Origin of the sequence: Paraburkholderia sp., assembly GCF_035948235.1 — a bacterium.
Lineage (GTDB): Bacteria > Pseudomonadota > Gammaproteobacteria > Burkholderiales > Burkholderiaceae > Paraburkholderia.
In genome coordinates this window covers 37,142-52,574 of record NZ_DASZJJ010000080.1, presented here as the reverse complement: position 1 = coordinate 52,574, position 15,433 = coordinate 37,142, and the positions used below count along the sequence as shown (strand labels likewise).

General features: G+C 66.3%; 13 protein-coding genes. 11 read left to right on the top strand and 2 right to left on the bottom strand.

What is annotated here, in order from left to right:
* Positions 1-117: 117 nt before the first annotated feature.
* Positions 118-2,478, top strand: coding sequence for a GNAT family N-acetyltransferase (locus VG320_RS06245; RefSeq protein ID WP_327199265.1), 2,361 nt, complete (start codon positions 118-120; stop codon positions 2,476-2,478).
* 21 nt (positions 2,479-2,499) lie between these two features.
* On the opposite strand, the gene VG320_RS06240 is transcribed toward VG320_RS06245, so the two are convergent.
* Complete coding sequence (locus VG320_RS06240; RefSeq protein ID WP_327199264.1) at positions 2,500-3,045, bottom strand: hypothetical protein; 546 nt, start codon at positions 3,043-3,045, stop codon at positions 2,500-2,502.
* A gap of 170 nt (positions 3,046-3,215) precedes the next feature.
* On the opposite strand from VG320_RS06240, the gene VG320_RS06235 reads away from it, so the two are divergent.
* Positions 3,216-5,237: a tetratricopeptide repeat protein gene (locus tag VG320_RS06235; RefSeq protein ID WP_327199263.1), complete on the top strand. Its 2,022-nt coding sequence runs from the start codon at positions 3,216-3,218 to the stop codon at positions 5,235-5,237.
* Positions 5,238-5,259: 22 nt separating this feature from the next.
* Here VG320_RS06235 and VG320_RS06230 read toward each other — a convergent pair whose 3' ends face one another.
* Positions 5,260-6,078 carry an IclR family transcriptional regulator gene (locus VG320_RS06230; RefSeq protein ID WP_327199262.1) on the bottom strand — a complete coding sequence of 273 codons (819 nt, stop codon included), beginning with the start codon at positions 6,076-6,078 and terminating at the stop codon, positions 5,260-5,262.
* Positions 6,079-6,371: 293 nt separating this feature from the next.
* Between VG320_RS06230 and VG320_RS06225 the strand changes: the two genes are divergently transcribed.
* From VG320_RS06225 to VG320_RS06185, 9 genes are all read left to right on the top strand, one after another.
* Positions 6,372-7,439, top strand: a complete 1,068-nt coding sequence (locus VG320_RS06225) for a sugar ABC transporter substrate-binding protein (RefSeq protein ID WP_327199261.1) — start codon at positions 6,372-6,374, stop codon at positions 7,437-7,439.
* Between the two features lie 56 nt (positions 7,440-7,495).
* Positions 7,496-9,025, top strand: coding sequence for a sugar ABC transporter ATP-binding protein (locus VG320_RS06220; RefSeq protein ID WP_327199267.1), 1,530 nt, complete (start codon positions 7,496-7,498; stop codon positions 9,023-9,025).
* Positions 9,015-10,058: an ABC transporter permease gene (locus VG320_RS06215; protein ID WP_327199260.1), complete on the top strand. Its 1,044-nt coding sequence runs from the start codon at positions 9,015-9,017 to the stop codon at positions 10,056-10,058. Before VG320_RS06220 ends, VG320_RS06215 begins: the two co-directional genes overlap by 11 nt.
* 16 nt (positions 10,059-10,074) lie before the next feature.
* The gene (locus VG320_RS06210) at positions 10,075-10,410 is read left to right on the top strand and encodes a UxaA family hydrolase (RefSeq protein WP_327199259.1); all 336 of its coding nucleotides are present in this window, start codon (positions 10,075-10,077) and stop codon (positions 10,408-10,410) included.
* Between the two features lie 25 nt (positions 10,411-10,435).
* Entirely contained in the window at positions 10,436-11,743 is a 1,308-nt protein-coding gene (locus VG320_RS06205) for a UxaA family hydrolase (protein WP_327199258.1), read from the top strand.
* A 15-nt stretch (positions 11,744-11,758) separates the two neighbouring features.
* On the top strand, positions 11,759-12,802 hold the full coding sequence (locus VG320_RS06200) for an aldo/keto reductase (RefSeq protein ID WP_327199257.1): 1,044 nt from the start codon (positions 11,759-11,761) through the stop codon (positions 12,800-12,802).
* Complete coding sequence (locus tag VG320_RS06195) at positions 12,799-13,638, top strand: amidohydrolase family protein (RefSeq protein WP_327199256.1); 840 nt, start codon at positions 12,799-12,801, stop codon at positions 13,636-13,638. The genes VG320_RS06200 and VG320_RS06195 overlap by 4 nt, the downstream gene beginning before the upstream one ends.
* 140 nt (positions 13,639-13,778) lie before the next feature.
* On the top strand, positions 13,779-14,540 hold the full coding sequence (locus tag VG320_RS06190; RefSeq protein WP_327199255.1) for an SDR family oxidoreductase: 762 nt from the start codon (positions 13,779-13,781) through the stop codon (positions 14,538-14,540).
* Between the two features lie 42 nt (positions 14,541-14,582).
* A complete protein-coding gene (locus VG320_RS06185; RefSeq protein WP_327199254.1) occupies positions 14,583-15,431 on the top strand; it encodes an ureidoglycolate lyase in 849 nt (282 codons plus the stop codon).
* The last annotated feature ends 2 nt before the right edge of the window (positions 15,432-15,433 follow it).

Sequence of the window (15,433 nt, the reverse complement as noted above, 5' to 3'; positions counted from 1 at the left end):
GCCCGGCTGGCGGCGATATCCACGCATGAGCAGGCCGATTCGCCTATCCTCATCGTCACGACGGGCGGCGGTCATCCATGTGCCGCGCCTGCGCCATGAGAAGAGCGAGGAGGGGCAGTGACCGTACGCAATCTCGACGCGATATTCCAGCCGAAGTCCGTGGCCGTGATCGGCGCTTCGCAACGCGACGGCAGTATCGGCCAGATGGTCTGGCAGCGCTTGATCCAGGGTGGATTTTCCGGGCCGCTGTGGGCTGTCAACCCGCGTCATGCCGGTGAAACCGCTGAATTCGACGGCCGCCCTGTGGTGGCCGACGCGGGCGATCTGCCCGAAGCGCCCAGCGTGGCGCTGATCTGCACGCGCCCGGCTACGTGGCCCGCGCTCGTGCACCGGCTGGGCGGCATGGGCACGCGCGCGGCCATCATCGTCGGCGAGGTGCGTAGCGAGCAAGACCATGCCGATCTGCGCCACGCACTGGCGGCGGCGCGCCCGCATCTATTGCGCATACTCGGGCCGGGCAGCCTTGGCGCGCTCACGCCCGCGCTCAACGCGCAACTCGGCGCAGCCGCCACGGTGGCGCGCAAGGGCGGCGTGGCGTGGGTCTCGCAGTCCAACGCGCTCACCAATGCCGTGCTGCGCTGGGCCGATGCGCGCGGTTTGGGCTTTTCGCACGCGGTCGCGTTGGGCGACGAGGCTGATATCGACGTCGGCGACGTGCTCGACTATCTGGCGAGCGATCCGTCGACGCGCGCGATCCTGCTCGAAGTCGACAGCATCCGCGCGGCGCGCAAGTTCATGTCGGCGGCGCGGGCGGCGGCGCGCAACAAGCCTGTGCTCGCGCTGCGCAGCGGCCGCGACGAACCCGGCGACGCGCTCTATACAGCGGCATTCCGGCGCGCGGGCCTCGTGCGCGTCGATACGCTCGACGATCTGCTCGACGAAATCGAAACCCTGGGTGTGGGCCGCGTAGCCGCAAGCGACACGGCCACGCTCATCACCAGCGACCGGGGCGTGGCGACGCTTGCGCGCGACGCCTTCAACAAGGCAGGCGACACGCTCGCGCAATGGAGCGACGAAACCCGCGCGGCCGTGGAGGGGGCGTTGCCGCACGCGCAGGCGGGCAATCCGCTTGTACTCGGCGACATGGCAAAGCCTGAACATTTTGGCCAGGCGCTGCAGACGCTGGCTTCGCAGCGTTCGAGCGGCACGGCCTTCGTCGTGCATGCGCCTACGCATAGCGCGCCGGTGAACGAGGTGGCGCGCACGCTGATCGAGCATCAGCGCTTTGCGTATCGCGGCCTGCTCGCGTGCTTTTTTGGCGGCGTGGACGAGGCCACGCGCGACGCGCTGCACGCGCACGGCATTCCCGTGCATACAACGCCGCGGCGGCTCGCGCGCGCGTTTGCGCGTCTGGTCGATTACCGGCTGGGCCGCCAGTTGCTGATGCAGACGCCTGAAAGCTTGCCCGCTCAAGGGGCGGCTGCGATCGAAGCCGCCCAGGGCATTGCGCATGCGGCGCTGGCGGCCGGGCGCGACACGCTGGAGGGCGCGGAGGCGGCGCGTCTGTTTGCCGCGTTCGGTCTGGAGACGGTGGAAGAAGCCGCGCCGCCGGACACCATCGTGGACGTGGGCGTGGAGTTTCGCGACGACGACAACTTCGGCCCGGTGTTTCGCTTTGCGGCGCCGTCGCCGGATGGCTATTCGCCGCCGCTGCGCGTGTACAGCCTGCCGCCGCTCAATCCGGTGCTCTCGCGCGACATCATCGCGCAGTCGCCGTATGCGCGGCGCGTCGCGCCCGAACCGGCGCTGCGCGCGCTGACGGAGCTGTCGCAAACGGTATGCGAGGTGCGCGAGATCGTCGGCATGCAGTTGACGCTGCGCGTGCGCCCGGGCGGCGTCGCGCTGGCCGCGCCGCGCATCCGCCTGGCCGAAAAGCGCAGCCGTTTTGCGATCATGCCGTACCCGCGCCGTCTGGAAGAGACCCTCGACTGGCACGGCGAGCGCCTGACGATCCGGCCGATCCGGCCCGAGGACGAAGACATGCACCGCGCCTTCGTCGAATCGATGACGCCTGACGATCTGCGTTTGCGGTTTTTCTCGGCGGTGCGCAGCTTCGATCACTCGCAGCTCGCGCGCATGACGCAGATCGACTATGACCGGGAGATGGCGCTCATCGCGAGCGTGGTGGGCGAAGACGGCAAGCCGCGCACGCTGGGTGTGGCGCGCGCCGTGTCCGACCCGGACAACGAGACCGCCGAATTCGCCGTGGCGATTCTCTCGACGCTGAAGGGGCGCGGACTCGGCCGTCTGCTGATGGACCGCATCATCGCCTACGCGCGCTCGCGCGGCACGCACTGGCTGGTGGGCGAGGCGCTGCGCGAGAATGCGCCGATGATCGGCTTGGCGCGCGCGATGGGCTTCACCGTGACGCCGACGGATGATCCGGGCGTGGTGGGGTTCCGGATGCCGCTCGACTGAGCGGCATGCCGGGAGGCTGGATCAAGCGGCGATCTTCGCCAGCGCTTCGTCCACCTGCGCGCGCGTGACCGACAGCTCTTCCAGCCAGGCTTCGGCGTACTGCGCGCCGGTTTCCTTCTCCAGACGCGCGATGGTCGCGGCGCAGCGCGCGGCGTCCTTCGGCGTGGCGATGAAGGTCTTGACCGACTGGCCGCCCTGGAACGCCTCGAACAGCGGCGTGCGGATTTCTTCCGGCAGCGCGCGCGTGGTCCACTGGTGCGTCTTGCCGTTGAACGTCAGCGACGGCGGCAGCACGCGCTCCTTGCGCGTGGCCGGGATCAGGCCGAAATTGCGTGCGGCTTCGGCGATCTGCTCGGCCGAAAACAGCTCGTCCGGCGTGATCTCGAATTGCTCGATGGCGTTTTCGACGGTCTTCATCGCGTCTGCGCGGTCGTCGCGCTTCTTTTGCGCGCGCGCGACGATGTCGCGCAGCTCGTCGGCTTCTTCTGCCGAAATCGTGAAGCTCGCCTGTTTCTGCTGAAGCTCGGAAAAACGCTGGAATTCGTGATCGCTGAGAAGTTTCGCCATGAGGTAGTTGTGCGCGTTCGGCCTGTGTCGCGTGCCGGACGGAATTTGAGAGGGCCGCCATTTTAACCGGTTTGCGCGCTGCGCTCCCAGTTGCGCAAACGTGAAATATGTCGCGCCAAACCAGGAACGCTCTGATGGTCGCGCCCCAATCGGCTTCCTATCATCGGGGCATGAAAATCTCCAGCCCGACCCCATCTTCCCGTTCCGCCGATCTGCTCAAGCGTGGCATCGATCGCCTGAACGCCGGCCAATACGCCGTCGCCGAAGCGCTGTTTCGCGAGATTCTGGCGCAGGACCCGCGGCACGCCGCCGCCTGGCACCAGCTTGGCGTGACGCTTGCGCGCCAGCAGCAGTTCGCGCCGGGCGAAGCGGCGCTGCGCCACGCGCTGTCCCTGCATGACAGCGGCGAACTGCAACGCGATCTCGCGTGGGCGCTGCTCTGGCAAGGCCGCGACGACGACGCCATCGCGGCCTACTACTCGGCCATCAATCAGGGCGTGCGCGAAGCGCGCCTGTTCAACAACCTCGGCAACCTGCTCAAGAAACACAACGCCACCGCGCACGCCGAAGCCGCCTATCGCGCCGCCATCGAAACCGATCCTGCCTACGCGCTCGCGCACGGCAACCTGGCCATGCTGCAACAGGACGCGGGCCAGCTCGACGCCGCCGAGGCGAGCCTGAAAAAAGCGCTCGAACTCGATCCGAAAGCGATGCACCTGTGGCAGTGCTATGGCGGCTTGCTGGAGCGCCTGAACCGTCCCGACGAGGCCGACGAGGCGTATCGCCGCGGCGAGCGGTGGGAGTCGGTGCAATTCGTGCGGCGTCGCGCCGCGAACTGGAACGAACTCGATCGTATCGATCAGTCGGCGCTGCAGATGGTGGCGTCGGGCGCGGCGGACAATCTCACGCCGTGGGGTTTGCTGGGCATTCCGGCGCTCACGCCGGGGCTGCATCGCGAAGCGGGGCGGCGTTTTGCCGAAACGCGCTGGCGCGGCGAACTGGCGGCGCAGCCGCTCGTCGCGCGCGGCGCGGGGCTGGCCGAAGCGCTGGCGGCGTACAAGGCGGGCGCACGTCTGCGCATCGGCTATCTTTCCGCCGATTTTCACGAGCACGCCACGCTGCGCCTGCTGGCGGGCGTGCTGGAACTGCACGATGCCGCGCGCTTCGAGATTCATCTGTATTCCTATGGAAACCGCGCGCCGGACGCGTTCTGGCAGACGCGGCTCGCTGCGATGCCCGCGACGTTCCATGCCATCGGCGGCCTCACCGATGCGCAGGCCGCCGCGCAGATCGCACACGACGGCATCCATCTGCTCGTCGATCTGAAGGGCTACACGACCGATATGCGCCTGGGGATCACGGCGCTGCGGCCCGCGCCGGTGATCGTGAGCTGGCTGGGCTATCCCGGCTCGCTGGGCGCGGCGCGCCTGGCGGACTACATCATCGGCGACGCGGTGGTCACGCCGCCTGCTACGGCGCCGCATTACAGCGAAACGCTGGCGCTGATGCCGCATTGCTACCAGCCGAACGATCATCGTCGCGAGCGCGATCCGCAGCGCCCCTCGCGCGCTGCGGCGGGCCTGCCCGAGCGCGGCTTTGTGTTCTGCAGCTTCAATCAGACCTTCAAGCTCAATGCGCAGATGGCGTCGATCTGGGCGCATCTGTTGAGCGCCACGCTAGCCAGCGTGCTCTGGCTGCTCGATCCCGGCAGCGAACGCGCGCGCGCCAATCTCCATGCGTTCTTTGAAACGAAGGGCGTGGCGCGCGAACGTGTGATCTTCGCGCCGCGTTTGCCACAGGACGCGCATCTCGCGCGGCTGCAACTGGCCGATCTCGCGCTGGATACCCTGCCGACCGGTTCGCACACCACGGGCAGCGACGCGCTGTGGGTTGGCGTGCCGATGGTGTCGGCCGTTGGTGGGCTGTTCGCGGGGCGCGTGGGCGCGAGCCTGCTGAACGCGGTCGGGCTGGGTGAACTGGTCGCGCGCGACCTGGACGGGTATTTCCAGATCGCATTGGCGCTGGCGAGCGATCCGGCGTGGCACGCTCAGGTTCGCAAGCGCCTCGCGCAGGCAAGAAGCGAGGCGCCGCTGTTCGACACGCAGCGATTTACCCGCGATCTGGAGCAACTCTACGTGGCGATCGTGAGGCGCGAAGTGGAGGGGGGCTTGGGGCCGGTGGTCGCGCAATAAACTGTTGGAATCGGGTAATCGCTTACGCCTCTTCCTCCCGAAACATCGACAACGCCTGCACGGTTTGCCCGAGCATTTGCGTTGCCTCGTCGAGCGACGGCGCGACGTAATCGTCGATGCGCTTGAGAAACGGGCAGGTCAGCGCCGCAATGGCCTGCCCCGACGGCCCGAGCACCGGGAACGTCACGTCCGTCACACCGAAAATCTGCTGGCTGTCCTTGCGCGAGAACCCCGTCGCCTGGATCTGCTCGCAGGCGCTTTCCAGCGCAGCGTGATCGATGGCGACTTCGCCTTTGACCTTCGTGTGCTCCGCGAGCATGTGGGCGCGTTGCTCGGGACTCTGGTACGCGAGGATCGTGCGGCCCGAACTCGTATCGACAAGACCCACGCGCGATCCCAGCCGCACGGCGATCCCCCATGTGCCCGGCCCGTCCACCTGAGCGATCACGAGCAGATTGCCGCGGTCATAGACAGCCAGATGGCACGATTGCTCCGCGTCGTTGGCGAAGCGCTGCATGAGCGGCAGCGCCTCGGCGATCAGGCGCTCCATCGGCGGATGGCGGTGTGCCAGCGCGAACAGCTTCAGGCTTAGCGCGTAACGGTCGCCAGCCTCCGAGCGCATCACATACTGACGCGCCACGAGCCGCTCCAGCATGCGATAGATCTCGCTTGCATTGCGCCCTAGCGCCTTGGTGATCTCGGCGCGCGTGAGGCCGCCGCGCTGCTCGGCGAGCAGTTCGAGGATGTCTAGCCCCTTGTCGAGCGCGGGCGCGCGGTAGCGGTCCGCGTCGTCTTTCTCGTCCTTGTCGTCCCTTGCGTCGTGTTCCAGCGCTTCCTTCATTTTCGTTCTGTCCTTCCTGGTGGGCGCGCGGCTCTCCGTGCCCCGAAGACCCCGACGGCCCCAGGGAAATCACTCACGGTTGCTGCAGCGCACATTCCTTGACCTTGTGTCGTGCGTATATGAATAATAGGTTCACTGGTGAACATACACCAGCATCGTCTGAAAAGGAAAGAGCAGTCGCAGCGCCGCAGGCGCAGTTAGCTCGCAAAATTCGCCTGATCTCGCGGGCGCGGCGCACACGGATGGTTCCACAACGAAAGAACCGACGAAATCAGCGTCGACAGGAGACAGACATGGCGTTCGCATCCGGGCATCACGAAGCCCGCCGCTCCACTCCATCGCGCCGCACGCGCGCTCTCGCGAAGACGCTTGGCGCCCTTGCGGCCTGCGCCGCGACGCTCGCCGCGCCCGGTGCGTCCCGCGCCGCCGACGCGGGCAAGGTTGGCCTCGGCCTGCCGCTGCTTACCTCGCCGTTCTGGCAGTCGTACAACAACTACCTGGGCGTGTACGCGAAGCAGATGGGCGTCGATATTCTCGCGCCCGTGAATTCGAACAACGATCCCGCGCAGCAGATCACGGACATGAACAACATGATCAATCTGGGCGCGAAGGGCATCGTGGTGGGGCCGATCGATTCGGCCGCCATCAGCCGCGCGCTGGATAACGCGGCGCAGAAGAACGTCAAGGTGGTGGCCGTCGATGTCGCCCCCACGCAGGGCAGCGTGGCGATGGTGGTGCGCGCCGACAACCGCGCTTATGGCGAGAAAGCCTGCCAGTACATCGGCGAACACGTGAAGTCAGGCAAGGTGGTGCAGATCATGGGCGATCTGGCGTCCGTGAACGGGCGCGATCGCTCGGAGGCGTTTCGCGCCTGTTTGAAGCGCTATCCGAATCTCTCGCTGCTGGAGATTCCGGCGGGCTGGAAGGGCGACGTGGCCGCCAGTGCGCTGGACAGCCTGCTTACCGCGAATCCCGACTTGAAAGCGATCTACATGCAGGCGGGCGGCGTCTATCTCTCGCCCACGCTGCAGACGCTGCGCCGCAAGCAATTGCTATTTCCCGCCGGCGACGCGAAGCATATCGTGATTGTCTCGAATGACGGGATTCCGCAGGAATACGAAGCAATCCGCAAGGGCGAGATCGACGCCACGGTTTCGCAGCCTGCCGATCTCTACGCGAAATACGGCCTTTATTACATCAAGGCCGCGCTGGAGGGCAAAACCTTCAAGCCGGGCAAGACCGATCACGACAGCAACATTATCCAGTTGCAGCCCGGCGTGCTCGAAGACCAGTTGCCGGCGCCGCTCGTGACGAAGCAGAACGTCGACGACAAGAACCTCTGGGGTAACACGATCAAATGAGCGGTCCAATGAGCGATCGAAGCGTGGATCGACCCGCCGCCGCTGCGCCGCTCGCGATGTCGCGCGAGCGGGCGGCGATGGCGCTGCCGCCCGTGGTCGAGGCCAGTGGCGTGACGCGGCGCTTCGGCTCCACGGCGGCGCTTTCGAACGTGAGCCTGCGCGTGATGGCGGGCGAATCGCACGCGCTGGTGGGGCGCAACGGCGCGGGCAAATCGACGCTCGTGTCGATCCTCACGGGCCTGCGCAAGCCCGACGAAGGCTCGGTGCGCTTCAACGGCGAAGCCGCGCCATCGATCGCCGACCGCGATGCGTGGCGCGAGCGCGTCGCCTGCGTCTATCAGCATTCGACGATCATTCGCGATCTCACGGTCGCCGAGAATCTCTTCATCAATCGCCAGCCGACGAAGCGCGGCGTGATCGACTGGACCACCATGCGGCGCGACGCGCGCGCGCTGCTCGATCACTGGCGCATCGACGTGCGCGAGGACACGCGCGCGGGCGACCTCACGGTGGAAGCGCGCCAGCTTGTGGAAATCGCGCGGGCGCTCTCGTATGGCGCGCGTTTCATCATTCTCGACGAACCCACGGCGCAACTCGACGGCGAAGAGATCAAGCGGCTCTTTCGCCGTATCGACGAGTTGCAGCGCGAGGGTGTGACCTTTCTGTTCATCTCGCACCATTTGCAGGAGGTGTATGAGATTTGCCAGGCGGTGACCGTGCTGCGCGACGCGCGTCATATCGTCAGCGCGAGCGTGGCCGAATTGCCGCGCGAGCGTCTGATCGAGGCGATGACGGGCGAGCGCGGCGGCCTCAATGTCGCCGATGCGGCGGCGCGTGCGGCCTTGCCCGCCGACGCGCGCGTTGCGCTCGACGTGCGCGATATCGGCGGTGCGGATTACAGCGGCGTGTCGTTTGCGGTGCGGCGCGGCGAGGTGGTCGGCCTCACCGGCGCGACCAGCAGCGGGCGCACGAGCGTGGGCGAGGCGGTGGCGGGCCTCGCGGCGCAGACAGCGGGCGAAATCCGCGTGAACGGCGCGCCGCTCAAGCCTGGCGATGTGCCCGACGCGCTCGCGCATGGCGTGGGCTGTGTGCCGAAGGACCGCCATCACGAAGGCCTCGTGCTGACGCAATCGGTCGCCGAAAACGCCTCGATGACGATTGCCGGTTTGCTGGGGCGTCTGGGTTTCGCTCCGCCCGCGAAGAAGCATCTGGTGGGCCGCCGCATGATTGAAGCGCTCGGCATCGTCGCGCAGGGGCCCGACCATGTGGTGTCTGGGCTCTCGGGCGGCAACCAGCAGAAGGTGGTGATGGCGCGCGCGCTTGCCAGCAATCCCGAGGTGCTGGTGCTGATCGATCCCACGGCGGGTGTGGACGTGAAGTCGAAGGAAGCGCTGCTCTCGGTCGTAGACCGCGTGCGCGAGGAAGGCAAGGCCGTGCTGGTGGTGTCGAGCGAACTCGACGATCTGCGCACCTGCGACCGCGTGCTGGTGATGTTTCGCGGCAACGTGGTGGCGGAGTTCGCGGCTGGCTGGCAGGACCATGAACTGATTGCATCGGTTGAAGGAGTCGATCTACATGAAGCCTAGTATTCCAACGCCCGCTTTCGCAACAGCCCCGGCGGATGCGGCCCAACTGGCCGGCCGCCGTGCGCGACCGCGCATCGAATTCGCGCGCCTGCGCGATCTGGCGCTGCTGCCCGCGCTGGTGCTGCTGATCGCGATTGGCGGCTTCGTGAGTCCGAGCTTTCTCACCAAGGCGAATCTGATCAGCGTGCTGGGCGCTTCGGCGGCGCTCGCGCTGGTGGTGCTGGCCGAGTCGCTGATCGTGCTGACCGGCAAGTTCGATCTCTCGCTCGAATCGACGGTGGGCATTGCACCAGCCGTTGGCGCGATGCTGGTGATGCCGGCGGCGTCGGCGGGCTTTGGTACGCAGTGGCCTGCATTTGTCGGACTCCTGATGATTGTGGTCGTGGGTGCGTTGATTGGCTTCGTCAACGGTTTTCTGGTCGTGCGGCTGCGCCTGAACGCCTTCATCGTCACGCTGGCCATGCTGATCGTGCTGCGCGGCATGCTGGTCGGCGCGACCAAGGGCGGCACGCTGTTCGACATGCCGCCGTCGTTCTTCGCCCTGGCCACCACCATCGTGCTGGGTTTGCCGCTTTCCGTCTGGCTGGCGGCGGCGGCGTTTGCGTTCGCGGCCTTCATGTTGCGCTATCACCGCATCGGCCGCGCGCTCTATGCAATCGGCGGCAATCCCGATGCGGCGCGCGCAGCGGGGATTCGCGTCGAGCGCATCACCTGGGGCGTATTCGTGCTCGGCAGCATTCTGGCGGCGCTGGGCGGGCTGATCGTGACGGGTTACGTGGGTGCGATCAACGCCAACCAGGGCAACGGCATGATCTTTACTGTGTTTGCCGCGGCGGTGATTGGCGGGATTTCGCTCGACGGTGGCAAGGGCACGATGTTCGGCGCGCTGCTGGGCGTGCTGCTGCTGGGCGTGGTGCAGAACCTGCTGACGCTCGCCCAGGTGCCGTCGTTCTGGGTGCAGGCAATTTACGGCGCGATCATCCTCGGCTCGCTGATGGTGGCGCGGCTGGCGGGCGGCGAAGCCCAGAACTGAAGCGCGGAGACCCGTCTTGAACGATCGCGTCAACAACACCGGCACCGATGCGCGCCTGATCCTGCTCGCACCCGACGACAACTGTCTGATCGCGGCGGCGCGCCTAACCGCAGGCGAGACGCTTGATATCGAAGGCGAACGCGTGACGCTCGCGCGGACCATTGAACTGGGCCATAAAGTCGCGCGGCGCGCGCTCGCGAAGGACGAGAAGGTGCTGCGCTACGGCGCGCGCATCGGTCATGTGACGATGGACGTCGCACGCGGCGAGCATCTGCACACGCACAACCTCGAAAGCGATTATCTGCCGACCTATACGCACGACGCGGGCCACGAGTTCATCTCGCACGGCTAGCGCGAAAGCAAGCAGGAACGACCCCATGAGCGACACGCAAATCAACCCGTCCGAAGTCTCCGCACCGATGCTGGAAGGCTGGCCGCGCAGCGATGGCCGCAAGGGCATCCGCAACGTGGTAGCCGTGGCCTATCTGGTCGAGTGCGCGCATCACGTCGCGCGCGAAATCGTCGCGCAGTTTCGCGAACCCTTCGATGCGTTCGACGATCCCAATGCGCCGCACGAGGCGAGCGTGCATCTGATCGGCTTTCCGGGCTGCTACCCGAACGCCTACGCGGAAAAGATGATGACGCGCCTCACCACGCATCCGAATGTGGGCGCGGTGCTGTTCGTTTCGCTTGGCTGCGAGAGCATGAACAAACACTATCTCGTCGAACAGGTGCGCGCGAGCGGGAGACCTGTAGAAGTGCTGACGATCCAGGAAAAGGGCGGCACGCGCAGCACGATCCAGTACGGCATGGACTGGGTGCGCGGGGCGCGCGCGCAGCTTGCACAGCAGGAGAAGGTACCGATGCGGCTGGACGAACTGGTGGTCGGCACCATCTGCGGCGGCTCGGACGGCACTAGCGGCATCACGGCAAATCCGGCGGTGGGGCGCGCGTTCGACCGGCTTATCGATGCGGGCGCGGCGTGTCTGTTCGAGGAAACGGGCGAACTGGTGGGCTGCGAATATCACATGAAAAGCCGTGCGGCGCGGCCCGAACTGGGCGATGAAATCGTCGCCTGCGTGGCGAAAGCGGCACGCTATTACTCGATCCTCGGGCATGGCTCGTTCGCGGTGGGCAATGCCGATGGCGGCCTTACCACGCAGGAAGAAAAGTCATTGGGCGCCTATGCGAAGAGCGGCGCGTCGCCTATTGTGGGCATCGTGAAGCCGGGCGACGTGCCGCCTACCGGCGGTCTCTATCTGCTCGACGTGGTTCCGGATGGCGAACCACGTTTCGGATTCCCAAATATCAGCGACAACGCAGAAATCGCCGAGCTTATCGCGTGCGGCGCCCATGTAATTCTCTTCACGACGGGACGCGGTTCCGTGGTGGGGTCCGCGCTTTCGCCCGTGATCAAGGTGTGCGCGAATCCACTCACCTATCGCAATCTCGCGGGCGACATGGATGTCGACGCGGGCCGCATTCTCGAAGGCCACGCCACGCTGGAAGACGTGGGCCGCGAGGTGTTCGACGTCACGCTCGATGTGGCGCGCGGTGCGCGCTCGAAGTCCGAAGCGCTCGGGCATCAGGAATTCATCCTTACCTACAAGAGTTTTGAGCCGGTCGGTCCCGCATGCCTGCCTGCCAGCGTGCGCGTGCCGGTTCCCGTTGTGGCGTCGCATTGAGTGGAGAGTTCCCGCATGGCGAGCAAGGTGGCAGAGCGACGCGCGATTGGGCGCACATCGCTGCAGGTGAGCGCGTTGAGTCTGGGCACCGCGCCATTGGGCGGCCTCTATCGCGATCTCACCGACGAAGAAGCGCAAGCCTGCGTCGATGCCGCATGGGCCGCGGGCGTACGCTATTTCGACACCGCGCCGCATTACGGGCACACGAAGGCCGAGCATCGGCTGGGCGCTGCGTTGCGGCGTTATCCGCGCGGCGAATATGTGCTGTCGACCAAGGTTGGGCGCCGCTTCGTGCCGCGCACGCACCTCTACGACGGTAGCGAGGGCTGGCAGAACCCGCTGCCCTTCGAGGCGATTTACGACTACACGCGCGACGGCATTCTGCGTTCGTATGAGGACAGTCAGCAGCGTCTGGGTCTGGTCGATATCGACATGCTGCTGGTGCACGACATTGGCACGTACACGCATGGCGAGCGCAACGCGCACTACTGGCGGCAACTGACGGAAGGCGGCGGCTTTCGTGCCCTCGACGAACTACGCGCGGCGGGCGCGGTGAAGGCGATTGGCTTCGGCGTGAACGAGCGCGAGGTGATACTTGATGCGATTCGCGCATTCGATATCGATTGTGCGCTGCTTGCGGGCCGCTACACGCTGCTTGAGCAAGAGCCGCTGGACGATTTGCTGCCTGCCTGCGTCGAACGCGGCGTGAGCATTCTGCTGGGCGGCGCGTTCAATTCGGGCATTCTCGCGCGCGGATTGGAGGGCGACCGCAAGTTCAATTATGGCGAAGCGCCGCCGCAAGTCGTGGCGCGCGTGGCGCAGCTCGATGCGCTGTGCCGGCGCTTTGGCGTGCCGCTCGCGGCGGCGGCGCTGCAGTTCCCCTATGCGCACCCCGCGGTGGCGACGGTGCTCACCGGCGCGCGCAGTGCGGCCGAAGTGCGCGAAAACGCCGCTTCTTTCGATACGCCGTTGCCGCACGAATTCTGGCTGGCATTGCGCGACGAAGGGCTGATCGATGCGCGCGCGCCGCTGCCCGCAACCGGATGCGCCGCACGATGATCGACGCGCATCAGCATTACTGGGACCCGGCGCGCGGCGACTATGGCTGGCTCACGCCGGAACTCACGACGCTTTATCGACGCTTCGTGCCCGCCGATCTCGCGCCGCTGCGCGCGTCGTGCGGGGTGTCGCGCACGGTGCTCGTGCAGGCCGCGCCGACGCTTGAAGAAACGCGCTGGCTGCTCGACCTCGCGCGACATGACGATTCGATTGCGGGTGTGGTGGGCTGGGTGCCGCTCGACGATGCGCGCGCGCCGGACATGATCGCCAAGCTCGCGCGCGAACCAAAGCTGCGCGCCGTGCGCCCGATGCTGCAAGACCTCGCCGACGACGACTGGATCGCCAATGCCGATGTCGCGCGCGGCGTCGAGGCGCTGATCGCGCATGACCTGGCATTCGATGCGCTGATTTTTACGCGTCACGCTGGCGCACTCGAAACCTTCATGACGCGCTATCCGCTGCTGCGCGTGGTGATCGATCACGGCGCGAAGCCGCCCATTCGGGAGGGTGCGGCGGGTTTCGAAACATGGGCGCGCGCCATCACGCGTCTTGCGCGCTTCGGGCAGGTTCACTGCAAGGTTTCGGGCCTCGCGACCGAAGCCGGGCCGGGTTGGGACGACGACACCCTGCTCCCGTATGTCGCGCATCTGCTGGCGAGCTTTGGCGCGCATCGGCTGATGTGGGGCAGCGACTGGCCGGTGCTCAATCTGAACGGCGAGTACGCGCGCTGGCACGCGAGCGCGCAGCGCCTGTTCGCGCACCTGGATGCGCCGGAGCGGGCGGCGATCTTTGGCGGCAACGCGGCGGCGTTTTATCGGTTGAAAGCCATCGCCTGATCGCTCGACGGTATCCAACCGGTTAGACAAGCTCGCCGAAAGGCCCGTGCCGCAAAGCGGCTCGCCATAATGGCCGTTCACGGGCGTCGTCGAATCTTCATCACCCAATACGGCAATCACCGTAACTACCGGAGTGGCAGATGGAACAGCGGGAACCGAGGGGACAAAGACTGGCCGGCAAAACGGCCTTGATCACCGCTGCGGGCCAGGGCATCGGCTACGCCGCCGCAGAACTGTTCGCGCGCGAAGGCGCGCGCGTGATCGCGACCGACGTGCGCATCGACGCGCTCGGCAAGCTGCCCGTCGAAGCGCGCACGCTCGATGTGCGCGACAGCGCGTCCATCGCGGCGTTCGCGCAGGAGCTGGGCGCCATCGACGTGTTGTTCAACTGCGCGGGCTTCGTCCACGCAGGCTCGATCCTGGAAGCCACCGAGGCCGACTGGGACTTCGCCTTCGATCTCAACGCCAAGGCCATGTACCGCACCATCCGCGCCTTCCTGCCGGCGATGCTGGAGGCGGGCGGCGGCTCGATCATCAATATGTCGTCGGCGGCGTCGAGCGTGAAGGGTGTGCCCAACCGCTTCGTCTACGGCGCGTCCAAGGCCGCTGTGATAGGGTTGACCAAGGCCGTGGCCGCCGATTTCATCACGCGCGGCATCCGCTGCAACGCGATCTGTCCGGGCACCGTGGCCTCGCCGTCGCTGGAGGAGCGCATCGTTGCGCAGGCGGCCGCGCAGGGCACCAGCGTGGACGCCGCCCGCGCCGCCTTCGTCGCGCGCCAGCCGATGGGGCGCGTGGGCAAGACCGAGGAAATCGCCGCGCTGGCGCTGTATCTGGCGTCGGACGAATCGGCATTTACGACCGGCCAGACGCATGTGATCGACGGCGGCTGGTCCAACTAATCCGGCGCACTGAAGAAAGACTGTTGAAAGGGAAGATAGACGATGAAACTGCTTCGCTATGGCCCGAAGGGCCACGAAAAGCCGGGCCTGCTCGATGCCGAAGGCCGCATCCGCGCGCTCTCGGGCAATGTCGCCGATATTGCGGGCGACGTGCTCTCCGACGCGGGCCTTGCGCAACTGCGCACGATTGATCCGGAAACGCTGCCGCTCGTGGAAGGCAATCCGCGCATTGGCGCGTGTGTGGGCCATATCGGCAAGATGGTGTGCATCGGCCTGAATTACGCCGACCACGCCGCCGAGTCCAACATGCCGATTCCCGCCGAGCCGGTCATCTTCAACAAATGGACGAGCGCGATTGTCGGCCCGAACGACGACATCGAAATCCCGCGCGGCTCGGTCAAAACCGACTGGGAAGTGGAACTGGGCGTGGTGATCGGCAAGCACACCAAGAACGTGAGCGAGGCCGAGGCGCTCGACCATGTGGCGGGCTATTGCGTCATCAATGACGTGTCCGAGCGTGCGTGGCAGATCGAGCGCGGCGGCCAGTGGGACAAGGGCAAGGGTTTCGACACCTTCGGCCCGACTGGCCCGTGGCTGGTGACGCGCGACGAGGTGCCCGATCCGCAGAATCTATCGCTGTGGCTCGAAGTGGACGGCCATCGCTATCAGAACGGCAACACGCGCACGATGATTTTCACGGTTGCGAAGATCGTGTCCTATGTCTCGCAGTGCATGAGCCTGCAGCCGGGCGATGTGATCTCCACCGGAACGCCGCCGGGCGTCGGCATGGGCGTGAAGCCGAATCCCGTTTTCCTGAAAGCGGGGCAGACCGTGCGCCTGGGTATCGAAGGCCTGGGCGAGCAGACGCAGAAGACGCGCGCGGCGGAATAAGC

Coding starts and splice junctions, on each gene's coding strand:
- VG320_RS06185 (WP_327199254.1), top strand. CDS start 14,583: ATGAAACTGCTTCGCTATGGCCCGAAGGGCCACGAAAAGCCGGGCCTG.
- VG320_RS06215 (WP_327199260.1), top strand. CDS start 9,015: ATGAAGCCTAGTATTCCAACGCCCGCTTTCGCAACAGCCCCGGCGGAT.
- VG320_RS06205 (WP_327199258.1), top strand. CDS start 10,436: ATGAGCGACACGCAAATCAACCCGTCCGAAGTCTCCGCACCGATGCTG.
- VG320_RS06235 (WP_327199263.1), top strand. CDS start 3,216: ATGAAAATCTCCAGCCCGACCCCATCTTCCCGTTCCGCCGATCTGCTC.
- VG320_RS06190 (WP_327199255.1), top strand. CDS start 13,779: ATGGAACAGCGGGAACCGAGGGGACAAAGACTGGCCGGCAAAACGGCC.
- VG320_RS06200 (WP_327199257.1), top strand. CDS start 11,759: ATGGCGAGCAAGGTGGCAGAGCGACGCGCGATTGGGCGCACATCGCTG.
- VG320_RS06230 (WP_327199262.1), bottom strand. CDS start 6,078: ATGAAGGAAGCGCTGGAACACGACGCAAGGGACGACAAGGACGAGAAA.
- VG320_RS06240 (WP_327199264.1), bottom strand. CDS start 3,045: ATGGCGAAACTTCTCAGCGATCACGAATTCCAGCGTTTTTCCGAGCTT.
- VG320_RS06225 (WP_327199261.1), top strand. CDS start 6,372: ATGGCGTTCGCATCCGGGCATCACGAAGCCCGCCGCTCCACTCCATCG.
- VG320_RS06220 (WP_327199267.1), top strand. CDS start 7,496: ATGTCGCGCGAGCGGGCGGCGATGGCGCTGCCGCCCGTGGTCGAGGCC.
- VG320_RS06195 (WP_327199256.1), top strand. CDS start 12,799: ATGATCGACGCGCATCAGCATTACTGGGACCCGGCGCGCGGCGACTAT.